Source organism: Croceimicrobium hydrocarbonivorans (assembly GCF_014524565.1).
Lineage (GTDB): Bacteria > Bacteroidota > Bacteroidia > Flavobacteriales > Schleiferiaceae > Croceimicrobium > Croceimicrobium hydrocarbonivorans.
The window spans coordinates 3,196,138-3,211,303 of sequence record NZ_CP060139.1 but is presented as its reverse complement, the minus strand read 5'-3'; the positions used below and the strand labels follow the sequence as shown (position 1 = coordinate 3,211,303).

The 15,166-nt window shown below is 44.5% G+C and carries 5 protein-coding genes; 2 read left to right on the top strand and 3 right to left on the bottom strand.

Annotated elements, in window-relative coordinates:
- Positions 1-83: 83 nt before the first annotated feature.
- Together H4K34_RS14435 and H4K34_RS14430 are read right to left on the bottom strand one after the other, a co-directional pair.
- Complete coding sequence (locus H4K34_RS14435) at positions 84-6,536, bottom strand: fibronectin type III domain-containing protein (RefSeq protein ID WP_210758098.1); 6,453 nt, start codon at positions 6,534-6,536, stop codon at positions 84-86.
- Between the two features lie 116 nt (positions 6,537-6,652).
- Entirely contained in the window at positions 6,653-12,235 is a 5,583-nt protein-coding gene (locus H4K34_RS14430; protein WP_210758097.1) for a fibronectin type III domain-containing protein, read from the bottom strand.
- 313 nt (positions 12,236-12,548) lie between these two features.
- Between H4K34_RS14430 and H4K34_RS14425 the strand changes: the two genes are divergently transcribed.
- Both H4K34_RS14425 and H4K34_RS14420 read left to right on the top strand, forming a co-directional pair.
- The gene (locus tag H4K34_RS14425; protein WP_210758096.1) at positions 12,549-12,833 is read left to right on the top strand and encodes a GNAT family N-acetyltransferase; all 285 of its coding nucleotides are present in this window, start codon (positions 12,549-12,551) and stop codon (positions 12,831-12,833) included.
- 54 nt (positions 12,834-12,887) lie between these two features.
- Positions 12,888-13,958: a BamA/TamA family outer membrane protein gene (locus H4K34_RS14420; RefSeq protein WP_210758095.1), complete on the top strand. Its 1,071-nt coding sequence runs from the start codon at positions 12,888-12,890 to the stop codon at positions 13,956-13,958.
- Here the strand turns inward: H4K34_RS14420 and H4K34_RS14415 are convergent.
- Positions 13,955-15,127 (bottom strand): lipoprotein N-acyltransferase Lnb domain-containing protein, encoded by a 1,173-nt coding sequence (locus H4K34_RS14415; RefSeq protein WP_210758094.1) that lies wholly within the window; start codon positions 15,125-15,127, stop codon positions 13,955-13,957. The genes H4K34_RS14420 and H4K34_RS14415 overlap by 4 nt on opposite strands.
- Positions 15,128-15,166: the final 39 nt, after the last annotated feature.

The following is a 15,166-nucleotide window of genomic DNA, read 5'->3' as shown; positions in this document are numbered from 1 at the left end:
AGAGAGCCCCAATTTACTCAACAACAAGCAATAAAAAAACCCCGACACAAGGCCGGGGTTAAAATTTCAGTAGATAAAATCTATTAATTCAGACTTAATCGGCGATGAGCCGTTAATCCGCCTGACTTTACCTCTACCGTATAAATTCCTCGAGCTAATTGACTAACATCAATATCTCGGGCATAGGTTCCACTTTGCATACGGTCGGAAATAAAGAGTACTTCTCGACCTTGTGCATCGCGCAAACGAATCTCAACATCAGCACTTCCAACTTCGCGGAAACTAACATTCACCTTGTAGTTGGCTGGGTTTGGATATACGTTCAAATGATTAGCCAATGGATTCTCATCCAAGCCAATATTCACGTAAACTTGATAACTGGCCGTATCACTACCACAACCATTGGTCGCAGTTAATACTACAGTATAGGTACCATTACCCAGGAACACTACCGTATCCATTAATCCACTGCCGGTAACTCCGTTTCCGAAATCCCAGGTGTAGCTAGTAGCATCGGTGGTACCGGTGGCATCTAGATACACAATGAATTGGTTTCCTGCGATTGTGCTGGTTACTGAACCAATAGTCGCTACCGGTAATGGACCACTAGCAGTGCTCACATTAATTGGCGCATAACTACTGGTATCTCCAGAACATGTATCTGCTACTAAAATATCGTAGGCAGTGCCCGGAGTCAATCCGTAAATAGTATAAGGAGCGGTTACCACATTGGTAAAGGTTCCGGTACCAGGCGTAAATCCGGCTGGACCGTACTCAATGATAGAACCACCGGTTCCAGACATCCAATCCACTTCTACACTATCGCAACCCACATTAGTAGTTGCCATCGCATTAAGAGGGGCTGGACAATTTGATCCGGTACTACCTTGCTCATCCACACTTACATCGTCGATAGAAATATCTCCTGTAAATGAGGTTCCACGATATCCCTGGAATACAAAGGCATAAGTAGTTTGAGGTAGCGTACTTAAATCTATGGTTCGGATAAAGAAGCTATCCGATTGAGCCGTTTGTTGTTGCCCCACCAAACTATCAATAGCAATTCGGTTACCATTAATATCCTCTGCTTGAATCACCAATTTATTGATGGTTGCACCGTACATATGATAGGCAAAGCGCAACTCAGGTTGACTTAAGCTACTGAAATCAATTGTGGGTGAGGTCAATTCTGCCGGACCGGTTCCTGATGTTGAGGTCTCGATATACATATAAGTACCTCCGGAAGCCGGGTGTATGCTAGCATCGGTAAAGGGACCGGTATCCAAAGAGTTCTCATTAGCACCAGTGGCATCTTCAGATTCCCAACGAACGGTAGCACCATTTAAGGTTTCTGCATACCAGCAGTTACCCCAGGTTGCTGGAGTTCCGGTTCCGGTTCCGATTGGAATGTTTTCGAAATCGGTAAAATAAGGAGCCGTTGCTGTAATACAAGCAGTAGCAAAGTTCATAGGACCTGACCACACTGAAGTATCACCGGGTGAACAAACCTCACGAACATAGAAATTATAGTTTGTAGAACCACTTAATCCGGTAATGGTATATGGATTGGTGGTAGCAGATACGCGGGTTCCTGCCCCAGGCAAGAAGGTTCCGGTACTGTATTCTACTTCCCAGGAAGTTCCTGTACCCCCGGCAGTCCAGCCCACATTTGCAGTGGTTCCAGTAACCGAGTTCACCACTAAAGCGGTGGGTTGAGGACAGGTAGGTGGATTACACTGAGCAGTCATGGCTACCAAAGTATCTCCTTGACCGGTTGCTCCATTTGCTATGTACTGACCTGCTTGAGTTCCCCAAGGAGTATAAACAGTAATACCAATCTCTGATGGCCAACCACCGGCATTCTGCAATACAAAAACAGTATTCAGTAAATCACAAAGTAATACTGAATCCTGATAAAGGGTTCCTGTAGTAAAGCTCTGACCCAAAGTGGCTACAACAACACCATTTTGAACCACGTCTACCAATCCGCCGTTCCATCCGTCACCGAAGGTATCTTCAAGATCAACATCATGCCAACACTGATCGCTTGCCAAACATAAGGTGGTGTTCATTAAACTAGGCCCTACTCTCAAAGAGGTATCGCCAGGTCCACAAATCTCACGCACGTAAACATCATAGGCAGTGGCCGAGCTAAGACCGGTAATGGTGTATGGATTACTGGTTGCAATTATCGTAGTTCCGCTACCGGGCGTAAAGCCTGCCGGACCATATTCAATTTCCCAAGATGAACCGGTTCCATTGGAAGTCCAGCTTGCGGTAATATCATTTAGGTTAGCACTATCCTGCATCAATCCGGCAGGACGAGGACAGGTTGGTGCTTCCATTACCCAAACATCATCTATGGAAATATCACCGGTAAAAGATGTACCAAGATATCCTCTAAAGATAAATCGGTAGGAACCACTAGCTAAGCTACTCACATTGGTAACATGGGTGTTGAATGGATCAGATCCAGCGGTTTGCTGTTGACCAACAATACTATCCAAAGTGGTGATAGTTCCTGTTGTTACATTCTCAGCAAGGATAACCAGCTTATTGATAGTGGCCCCATACATATGGTAAGCAAACTCAATTTGTGGATTGGTCGATCCAGCCAGATTAATTCCCGGAGAAACTAGATCAGCATAAGAACCGGATGTAGAAGTTTCCAAATACATATAAATACCACCCGACTGTGGAGCCAGGGTATTATCCAGGAATGGACCTGTACTCGAGGAATTCTCATTCGAACCACTAGCATCTTCTGCTTCCCAACGTACGGTGGCGCCAGAGGCAGATTGCTGTGTCCAACAGTTTGCCCAACCCGCTGGTGAACCAGTGGCCACCCCAGGAGTATTGATTTCAAAATCAGTGAAATAAGGCATCGCATATCCAACCGGACAGGTAGTACAGAACTGCACTGGACCTACCCAATCACTGGTATCCCCTGCCGAACATACACTGCGAACCAAGAATTCATAGCATGTTGTAGCACTTAAAGTATCAGCAGTAATACTGCTGGAGCTAGTAAAGAATTTAGTACCCGTAGTGGTGGTTGTACCTTGATAGAAACCTTGAGGACCAAACCAGAATTGATACTGGCTAGCTGAAGTACTATTTGCCCAGCCCATAGTAGCAGTGGTATCTAAAAGATTAGATACGGCTAGTGCACTTGGATTAGGACAGGTAACGGCAGTTAAGGATACATCATCAATGGTATAACCGTAGCAGCAAGTTGCTGAGGTAGCCGATCCAAAGTCGTTTTGCCCCCAACGGATTTGAGTGCTATTACCTATAGCCTGTCCAGCACTGGTAATTGGTGCCATAATATCCAGGTCTATAATGGAATCATAGCTACCAAAGCTTCCAAATACTGTAGTATTTAGGTCCACCACTTCAATCCAAGGATCACTTGGTGCACCGCGAACCCATACCTTGTTATCCGGATGGTTTTGGTTGCTGTGATCCATCAAGTAGAAACTTAAGTTGATACCACCAGCGGAGGTATAGCTACTTAAATCTACCGTCATAGTTAGATAACTGGTTTGAGATGGGTTTACAAAGGCACTATTGTCAATTGTGAAGGCCTGCAAACCATTGCGGTAAAATGCGCTATTTGCTTGTAAACGTCCTCTACCATTAGTATTACCTGGCTCGAAAGTCCAGTAATAAGATGGATTACATAAGAAGGCAGTGGCACTAAAAGTTGGGCCATTGGAATAATTCTCAAAACCATCACTCAGCGGAAGAACCGCTGGTGCTACAATGGCACAAGCAGTGCGGAAAGCAACCGGACCTACATAAGGACTATTACCATTTCCGTAGCAGCTATCTTGAATGTAGAATTCATAGTCGGTTTCGGCCATCAAGCCACTAATCAAGGCACTGTCTTGAGCACCGCTTACCGCAATACGTCCTAAATTGGAAGCACCAGGAGTAAAGCCGGGTAGGCCCCATTCAATCCAGGTAGTATCGCCATCCGAACCTGAACCCCAGAATACTTCTGCGGTAGTGGCAGTTACATAATTAACACCTAAGGTGCTGCTTAATGGAGGGTTACAAGCTGGAATTTGCTCGTACACAAAATCATCAATATAATAGGTGCGGAAATCTGGACCAGCGTGCTCTAGCACTACAAATTCATGGCTTCCATTGTAACCATTGGCTACGGTAAGATCCACTACATATTGAGCATAGTTTCGCTGTATATCAATAGTGTCAATTGCTACATAGCTGGAACGATCTCCTGGGCTAGCGACAGTACCTACTACTAGCTGATTAGGAGTAGCAGTAGTGGTAGTCATAGCATAGAAACTAATCCGCTTATCTCCAACAGAAAGATCACTAAACTGTGGACTAATCAGCCATGCCGTATCGGTATTGTAATTATAGAATCGTACGACATTGGGTGATGATATTGGAGGATAGGTTGTACTTGGCACCTCCACATCGGCATTAGGCAAGGTTGCACTAGTTCCACCAATTAATGCATTATCCCAACAAATGGGGGGTGCATCAATAGAATCGCTATCAAAATTATTAGTGTAAGGAGCTGTAAGTGGATTACATAATGTTACAAAAGGCACAGGTCCAACCCATCCGCTGGTTCCATTAGCCGAATCCGAACAATCGTTACGGATGTAGATATCGTATGCGGTGTTGCCACTTAAACCTCCAATACCAATACTGGCCACCGAAGTACTATCAAAGAAACTGGATGGTGATCCTTGGGTAAAGCCACGTGGTCCCCAGTTTACATCGTAATCATAGCCGGTTCCATTCCAAGTAAAGTAGGCAGAATCGCTAGAAACATAATTCACCGTTGGTGCTGATGGGAAAGGACAGGTTTGACATGAACTTACTTCTACCAAATCGATAGAAACATCACCGTTAAAGCTAGTGCCATGCACCGTTAAAAAGCGCAAGTAAATTGCAGAACCTACATAAGCATCTAGGTTTACCCCTACTTGCTGCCATGGATCTGCATTGGCTGTTTGAACTTGTCCAACTCTAGTAAATACCGTATTCCAGGGACCAGTGGCAGAGCCACCAACCTGAACCTTTATAGTGTCGATATTGGCTCCATAGGCATGTAACCAGAAAGCCAATTCAGCATGATTAAAAGAAGAACTTAGATCGATGCGAGGAGAGATGGCTTCTATATGGGTTCCGCTAGCCGTACCGGAAACCTCCGTATATAAATAGGTATTTCCACTGTGAGCTCCGGTAGGACCAGTAGCAGTAGATCCGGTAGGACCTGAGTGGTAGTTCCAGTTTGAAGCGGTGGTTCCAGACCCAAAGTTTCCGGTCCAACCTAATTGAGTTTCAAAATCATCCTGGAAGATTAAACCAGCCTGACCAGTGGTACAGTTCAAACCTTGTGGTCCCTGAATTGGAGTCACAATTTGGATCGGCCCAACCGTATCAGAAACTCCATTTCCACCACCGCAATTGGTAGCTAAATAGATATCATATCCTGTAGATGGGCTTAAACCCGAAATGGTGTAAGTCATGGTTGGAGACATAATGGTGTCTACATCCCATCCGGCACTACCAGGAGTGGTTCCAGTTGGACCCCACATCACCCAAGCCTCAGTATAAGAACCGGCCTGAGACCAGTTTACATCTACCGTATTGGAAGTAAGGTTAGATTCAGCAAAGCCAGTTGGTGCACCACATAATTTAGTGGTAGTGAAGCTTTGTGGAGTTGGGAAACCAACCGTATCGGTTCCAGTGTTGCAATACTCTTCGAAGTAAACATCATAGGTAGTGCTAGCACTCAAACCAGATAAAATCACTGGAGGACTTACTGGACTGGTAGGATAAGTACCACTAACCACAGTACCAGTTCCAGGCGTAAATCCTACAGGACCGTACTCTAATTTGTAACCGGTGTTTCCGGTTCCAGGAGTCCAGTTCACTTTAGCAGCAGTACCGCTAATACTGTCGATTGCAAATCCGGTAAATGGGGTACAGTTGCCGGTTACAGACAATGCATAAGTTACAGAGCCAACAAAACGACGTGGATTGTTGGATGGACTAGATGCAGGACCACCATAAGCCACAGAATCTGCAAGGTTTACCGTCATGGTTCCGTCGGTAAAAATCACCTGATCAGAAGCCGTACCCGTTTGATAACGAGAAGAACCAGAGGTGCCTTCAATAAAGATACCGATCGAACCTCCTGAAGGAACAGGAATCTTTACCCCACCAAAGGGAATGTTATTCAGAGCGGTGCTGTTTGCGCCAGTAATTGGAGCATTTACCACAACCTGAGTCCAACCGTTTGCAGTAGAAACGTTTGGAGTTCCTCCGGGAGTTACCCCGCCTTGACGAACCCAAACAGTAGCACTAGTGGCGCCGGTGGAAAAAACATTAGTTAAGCCGGTAATCTCAATTGGGGAGGTCGCCTCAACCCGTAAGGATATTCCGGTGGAGCCATTGTTAGGAGTCAATGGTGGACTCGTGATGATAGTCCCTTGGCCATATAGGGATATAGCAGCAAGGTAACTACAAAGGAGTAGTAACTTCCTCATAGAATAGATTTTATAGATTAATAACAAATAGTACCCGTGGGGAAGTTACGAGAAGTGTATGGAAAATAAAAACCCCGGCACGAGGCCGGGGTTGAAATCCAAGTATTTAAGGATGATTAGCGAATGCTCAGGCGACGATGGGCAGTAAGTCCACCGGACTTCACTTCTACCATGTACATTCCTCTAGCCAAATTGCTAACATCTAAATCTTTGCTGTAAACTCCGCTTTGCATACGGTCATTGATGAACATCACCTCACGACCTTGAGCGTCGCGTAAACGAATTTGAACATCACCACTTCCCACTTCGCGGAAGCTGATATTAACCTTATGGTTAGCAGGGTTAGGGAATACGTTCAAGTTATTAGCCAATGGATTTTCATCCAGACCAATATTCACGTAAACCTCATAGCTGGCAGTATCGCTACCACAACCGTTAGTTGCAGTAAGTACTACGGTGTAAGTACCGTTTCCTAAGAATACAACGGTATCCATTTGTCCGCTTCCGGTTACACCATTACCGAAGTCCCAAGTGTAGCTGGTAGCATTAGTAGAACCTGCTGCATCAAGGTAAACGATAAATTGGTTTCCAACGATGGTGCTATTTACTGAGCCAATAGTAGCCACTGGAAGTGGTCCGCTGGCAGTAGTTACATTAATCGGAGCGTAAGAACTGGTATCACCAGAACAAGTATCAGCAACCCAAACATCGTAAGCGGTACCAGGAGTTAATCCATAAATGGTATAAGGAGCAGTTACCACATTGGTAAAGGTTCCGGTACCAGGAGTAAATCCAGCAGGACCGTACTCAATGATAGAGCCACCAGTTCCTGAAGTCCAGTCTACTTCCACACTATCACATCCTACATTAGCGGTAGCCATTGCATTCAATGGTGCAGCACAGCCAGTAGCTCCTGGCTCATCTACTCTTACATCGTCGATAGAGATATCACCAGTAAAGGTAGTACCACGGAATCCTTGGAACACAAAAGCATAGGTAGTTTGAGGCAAGGTGCTCAAATCAATGTTACGGATAAAGAAACTATCTGATTGAGCAGTTTGCTGTTGACCAATCAAACTATCAATTGCAATACGGTTACCATTGATATCCTCAGCTTGGATCACCAATTTATTGATGCTTGCACCATACATATGGTAAGCAAAGCTCAATTCTGGTTGAACCAAATTGCTGAAATTAATCATTGGAGAAGTTAACTCCGCAGGACCGGTTCCTGAAGTTGAAGTCTCAATATACATATAAGTACCACCCGCATTTGGATGCATGGTAGCATCAGTGAAGGGGCCTGTATCCAATGAGTTCTCATTAGCACCAGTAGCATCTTCAGATTCCCAACGAACGGTAGCACCATTTAAGGTTTCCGCATACCAGCAGTTACCCCAAGTTGCAGGAGTTCCGGTACCTAATCCAATAGGAATTGTTTCGAAATCGGTGAAGTAAGGAGCCATTACAGTTACACAAGCAGTTGCGAAGTTTAATGGACCAGACCATACAGAGGTATCTCCAGGTCCACAAATTTCACGAACATAGAAGTTGTAGTTAGTAGAACCACTCAAACTGGTAATGGTAAATGGATTGGTAGGTGCAGAAATCCGGGTACCGGCTCCAGGGAGGAATGTACCAGTACTGTATTCTACTTCCCAGGCAGAACCTGAGCCACCAGCAGTCCAGCCCACATTAGCTGTGGTACCGGTAACACTGTTCACCACCAAGTTAGTTGGTTGTGGACAAGTAGGAGGAGTACACTGAGAAATAATAGCTACCAAGGTATCTCCAGCCGCAGTGCTTCCATTTGCAATATATTGACCAACCTGTCCACCATAAGGTGCATAAACAGTTATTCCAATTTCTGATGGCCATCCACCGGCAGTAGATAACACGAATACCGTATTCTGAAGATCACATAATAAAATAGAATCCGGATATAGGTTACCAGTGGTAAAGCTTCCACCAAGATCACCTACAGGAACCCCATTTTGAACCACGGTTACAATACCACCGTTCCATCCGTCACCGAAGGTATCTTCCAAATCAACGGGGAACCAGCATTGCTCACTAGGCTTACAAGCATTGGTACAGAATTCAATTGGTCCGATCCAAGCAGAACTATCACCAGGTCCACAAGCAGAACGAACTAAGAACTCCCAACAAGTAGCAGGACTTAAAGTATCTAATACTAAAGAGTTAGCATTAACATACAATTGAGTACCGGTGGTAGTAGTTGTTCCTTGATAGAAACCACGTGGTCCGATCCATACCTGATTGGTATTAGCGCTAATTGCACCATTCCAGCTTAATACAGCCGAAGTATCAGTGAGGTTAGTGGCCTGAACGTTTGCAGGTTCAGGACAAGATGGAGCCTCAGCGATAGCAACAGAATCAATAGCTGCATCACCACAACATCCAACGCCAATTTGTACGAAACGAATCTGGATAGTATCACCCGCAAACTGTGGCAAGTTTACCAATTCATCTACCCAAGGATCAGAACTGGAGTTTTGAGTGTTTCCTGTAATAGAATACACATTGGTCCAAGTAGCACCCAAATCATTGGATACCTCAATGTTCATATCGGCGGGGGGACTAGTAGTAGTATAGAATCTGTGTTGGAAGAAGTATAAGGCTGGTGCCACTAATGTACTTACATCCACAATTGGAGTATATAAATAAGCGGTATCACCCACGGCAGAACCTGAGGACTCTACATACATAAAGTTACCACCGGTTACATCACTCAAAGGACCATTACCACTGGTTGGACCGGTTGAACGTGGAATCCATTTAAATGGCTCACCACCATTGCTCACATCCGGATCAGCACTCCAACATGGATCTAAAATATTACCGGCATTGTTACCACTGGCAGTCCAGGTAGTACCGTCGAAATCTTCGAAGATTGGAGCCGAGATAATATTACATGCAGTAGTAAAGGTAAATGGACCTACCCATGGGCTTAAGCCGTCAGTTAAACAGGAATCCTGAATATAGAACTCATAAGTAGTTTGAGCAGCAAGACCTTGGATTAGATAAGTATCTGTGGTTCCGGGAACAGAATCTACAAATACACCGGATCCAGGCGTAAAGCCAGGTGTTCCCCACTCGATATAGGTCTTATCACCATCAGATCCACTACCCCAGAAAGTATTGGCTGTAGTAGGACCTACGCCGCTTACACCTAAGCTAGTAACTAATGGAGGTGCACAAGCTGGAATTACTTCGTAGCTAAAATTGTCAATGTAATAAGTACTGAAATCTGGACCGGTGTGATTCAATACCACATAGGTATCGGTTCCATTGTAATTATTAGCGGTAGTTAAGTCTACAAAGTACTGCTGATAATTGTTACCTAAAGTAACAGTATCAATAGGAGTATAAGTTGAGCGATCAGAAATATTGCTCATGGTTCCGATCTCCAAAGTGTGATTTGTGGCTGTAGAAGTGGTCATAGCGAAGAAGTTTACTCGCTTATCACCCACTGGCATATCAGAGAACTCAGGAGAAATTAACCAAATGGTATCAGTGTTGTAGTTATAGAAACGAACCACATTGGGTGAAGAAACCGCACCATAAGTCGTACTTGGAACTTCAACATCTGCATTAGGCAATGTTGGGCTGGTACCGCCAATGATGGCATTGTCCCAGCAGATAGGCACCTGGTTTAATGAGTCGGTATCGAAATCATTATAATAAGGAGCCGTTAAAGCATTACATAAGGTTACGAATGTAAGCGGACCTACCCAACCACTGGTTCCATTGGCTGAATCCGAGCAATCGTTACGGATGTATAAATCATAAGCTGTATTGCCACTTAAACCACCGATACCAATGCTATTGGTAGTGGTACTGTCGTAAACGGCTGAAGCCGAACCTTGGCTAAATCCTTTTGGACCCCAGTTTACATCATAATCATATCCTGCGCCGCTCCAGCTAAAGGCAGCAGAATCACTAGAGATATAAGTTAAAGTAGGAGTGCCTGGGAAAGGACAAGTCTGACAAGAGCTAACCTCTACCAAGTCGATTGATACGTCACCATCAAAGCTGGTACCATGAATAACCAAGAAACGAATGTGAATTGCCGAACCTACATAAGAATCCAGATTCACACCCACCTGCTGCCAGGGATCTGCATTGGCTGTTTGAACCTGACCTACTCTGGTGAACACAGTATTCCAGGGTCCTGTAGCTGAACCACCAACCTGAACTTTAATGGTGTCGATGTTCGCACCATAAGCATGCAACCAAAAAGAAAGCTCAGCATTATTAAATGAAGAACTCAAATCAATACGTGGGGTAATCGCCTCAATATGGGTTCCAGCCGATGTTCCGGAAACCTCAGTATATAAATAATTAGTTCCGCTGTGTGCTCCCGTAGGACCTGTGTTAGTTGATCCGGTAGGACCTGAGTGGTAGTTCCAGTTCGAAGCAGTGGTTCCGGTACCGAAATCTCCGGTCCAACCCACTTGAGTTTCGAAATCATCCTGGAAGATTAAACCAGGCTGACCAGTGGTACAGTTCAAACCTTGTGGTCCTTGAATAGGAGTTACAATTTGCAATGGACCAACGGTATCAGATACACCATTACCACCACCGCAATTAGTAGCTAAATAGATATCATATCCAGTAGATGGGCTTAAACCCGCAATGGTGTAGGTCATGGTAGGAGACATAATGGTGTCTACATCCCATCCGGCACTACCAGGAGCAGTTCCGGCAGGACCCCACATTACCCAAGCCTCGGTATAAGAACCGGCTTGCGACCAGTTTACATCAACCGAGTTAGAAGTAAGGTTAGATTCAGCAAAACCAGTTGGCGCACCACATAATTTAGTAGTGGTAAAGCTTTGTGGAGTTGGAAAACCAACAGTGTCGGTTCCGGTGTTGCAATACTCCTCGAAGTATACATCATAAGTAGTGCTGGCACTCAAACCAGATAAAATCACTGGAGGAGTTACAGGACTAGTAGGGTAAGTACCACTAACCACAGTACCGGTTCCAGGCGTAAAACCTGCAGGACCGTACTCCAATTTGTAACCGGTGTTTCCGGTTCCAGGCGTCCAGTTCACTTTAGCAGCAGTGCCACTAATACTGTCGATTGCAAATCCGGTAAAAGGAGTACAGTTACCAGTTACAGATAATGCATAAGTAACATCACCTACAAAACGACGGGGATTGTTGGTCGGACTTGTTGCAGGACCGCCATAGGCTACAGAATCCGCAACATTTACCGTCATGGTTCCATCGGTGAAAATCACCTGATCAGAAGCTGTACCGGTTTGATAACGAGAAGTTCCGGTTTCAGTTTCGATAAAGATACCGATAGAACCTCCAGAAGGAACCGGAATCTTTACTCCATTAAATGGAATAGTTACCAAATTGGTTCCCGTTGCACCGGTTAAAGGAGCACTGGTAACCACTTGAGTCCAACCATTTGCCGCTGAAATGCTCGGAGTACCTCCGGGAGTTACCCCGCCTTGACGTACCCAAACATGTGCACTGGATGCACCGCTGGCAAAAATGTTGGAAATGCCGGTAATCTCAATTGGGGAGGTCGCCTCAACCCTCAAGGATATACCGTTAGAGCCATTGTTTGGAGTCAATGGCGGACTCGTTGTAATCGTGCCCTGGCCTACAGAGAAAAGCCAAGACATCGTAAGGAAAAGAGATAGTACTACGTGTCTCATAATAAAGTATTTATTCGCACCACTAATGTATTGATTCAAGTTTATTCTGAAAATGCCTACGAAGGGACAAGCCTATAAATGTTGATAACAAATATTTATCGAGCTTTTAAATACTTGACAAACAGCAGTTAACAATATTTAGAATCATTATAATTTTTGTATTAATTCTTCGTTAAGTATTCCCTTAGATTCTGATGGAAATCAATTATTGGAATTTTTAAAGCGATGCTAGAGCCATCAATGGAAAGACTTCAATTTTAGAGGGAGATGGAAAGCTGAATAAATTGTAACTTTACGGCTCAAAACAGATTCCATGGAAGTTATTGATAATCAAGAAATGCGACATTTCGAAGTGCGCGTTGGGGAAAGGTTGGCGATTATTGAATACCAAATTCAAGAGCGCAAATACTTCCTTACCCGGGTTGATTTCCCAAAAAAATTCCAAGAAGATGGTCGTGCAGAAGAAATGCTGGGCATCACCTTAAAAATAATCGAAGAAACCGGCATGCGGGTAGTTCCAATGACTCGTTTCGTAAAAGATTATTTCAAGGGGCATCCTGAACTAAAATCACTGCTACCGGTAGGCATCCATTTGTAATTGCCTTTGAAAAAGCTTGTTATTTTTATATTCTTGAGCCTTTGTCTGCACTCGATGAAGGCTCAAAATTTTTGGAGTCGGTACTGGGAAAGCCTCACCAAGGAAGAATCCAATGATGGTAGCCCAAGTTTTATCGTCTACCCTACCTTGGCCTTTGCACCAGAAACTTCATGGGAATTCGGCTTAAGCTCTCTCTATCTCTATTACGCAAAAGGCAATCCTGAAAACCGACTTTCGGAGTTTAATGCCTTTACTTTCTATACCCTCGAACATCAATATGGCCTTTGGCTGGATCATGCCAACTACGGAGATCATGATCGATATATGTTTCTGGGGCGCCTCCGATATCAATCCTTTCCATTATTCTATCACGGGGTTGGAAAAAACACCCCGGCAGACCCGCTCGCCCTTGTTGATGCTCAATATCTTCTATGGAAAGAGCATTTTCTTAAGCAAATACAGGGTTATCTATACGCTGGAGTTTATGCTGACCTCCAAAGTTTAAGTCGAAGCAATTTTATCAGTCAAAGCGATCAGGGCTACCCCTTCCCGTCGGGGGCGAATGGCTCCTTTAATTTAGGATTAGGCCTATCTGCTGTTTATGATGACCGCCACAATGTGCTCAACGTTAGAGATGGGAATTTCACCGAACTTAGTTTTTTACGCTACTCTCCCTTTTGGGGTTCTGAATACAATTTCACCAGTTTATTAGTAGACAGTCGTTTTTACCGCAGCACTACTTCAAACCAGGTTTGGGCTAATCAGCTTTTAGGACAATTTGTAAATGGCAATGCCCCCTTTCATATGTTGTCCTTAATGGGCGGCGAAAGCATGATGCGTGGTTATTATTATGGTCGATACCGGGATCAAAACCTTTTGGCCTTCCAAAGTGAATATCGCATTCTACCTTTTTCCTTCTCTAAGAGATGGGGAGCTTCCTTCTTTATGGCCGCTGGCCAAGTATATCCTCAGTGGGAGAACCTCAAGCTCAATGATTTTAAACTCGCAGGCGGAGCGGGACTACGCTTTCTGATCTTCCCGCAAAAGGACATTTACACTCGCCTCGATTTCGCCATGACCGAAGAAGGACCTGGCTTTTACTTCTTTATTGGCGAGGCTTTTTAAGCCGATTTCCCATGGCGGGATAAATGCCAGGTTCGCAGCATTAATAGCATAGCAAAAGGCATTAAGCCCATATGCAATTGCTGAGGTAACCAAAACCAGGTCAGCAACAATACCGCATAAAAAATGGGCATGAACTTCAGGTAAGCCATCATCCATGCTGCAAATTTCCCTCTAAGAATCGATGGGATCAGCAGCAGATGGGTGGGTAAAAAAAGGAGAATATTGAAATTATAGGCTGCAGCCTTATGATCCGTAAACAACCATAATATTAGTAATAGCAATCCCAATAAACCGCTGATACCAAAAACCAGGGCATCGAAAAGTCGCAAGGTTTTTGGCTTTTTAAAATAAAGCCAGCTTAGTAGACCTCCAATGACAAATAGAGCACTAAAAAAGACCAAGGGTCGCCACCAAGACTTTTGGGGCTTGGCAATTTGGGGATAAACCACTCTGCTTTCCTTAACCAATGGCCTTGTTCCTTGCTCATCCTTTATGAGTGCTTCGGCGAAAGCCGCTTCTAGCAAATCCGGTAAAAACATCTCAATACGAGCATCAGCTTGTTTATCCATCGGCAATCCCAGGCAGAGATCAATACCCAAATCGCCCCAAGGCTGATATTCCAAATATTCATCGCATAATTCGCGAATACTTAAGGATGGTTGATAAAAAGTGGAATCCTTAAACTTCACCTGCCCCTCTCCCATTGCAAGCTCCAGTCCATCACGCACGCGGGTGGCACAATTATCATAGAAATAATCATAGTAGTAATCGCGATTTTCCGGGCGGGCATTAGTCCATAGAAATTCAAAATAGGCTTGCGCCTGAAGGCTATCCAAATCTAAAACCTGCTCATGAACGTAGCGACCTTCTCGCCGATAGCCATACTGAAAGCGTTGCCAATCGCTCACCGCTAACATGTATAGTAAATGACCGCGGGCGAAATTGAGGTAGAAATTAGGTTGATCGAAATCAAAAATCCCATAATTAAATACCCAGTCTATATTCTGTGCCGGATCCTTAACTCGAACCGCAGAATGCCCAAAAGCTGAGTATAATTCATTCTGCCCCGGTCCGCAAGTTATCAGGCTTATTTCGGCCTGGGCACTCAAGGGTCTTTGCGCTGAAAGCAGCTGACTGGAGAGGAGGATTAAGAAAAGGATTCGCTTCATGGGCCGAAATTACGGCATTTTCGCCTTCGCAAAATTGAG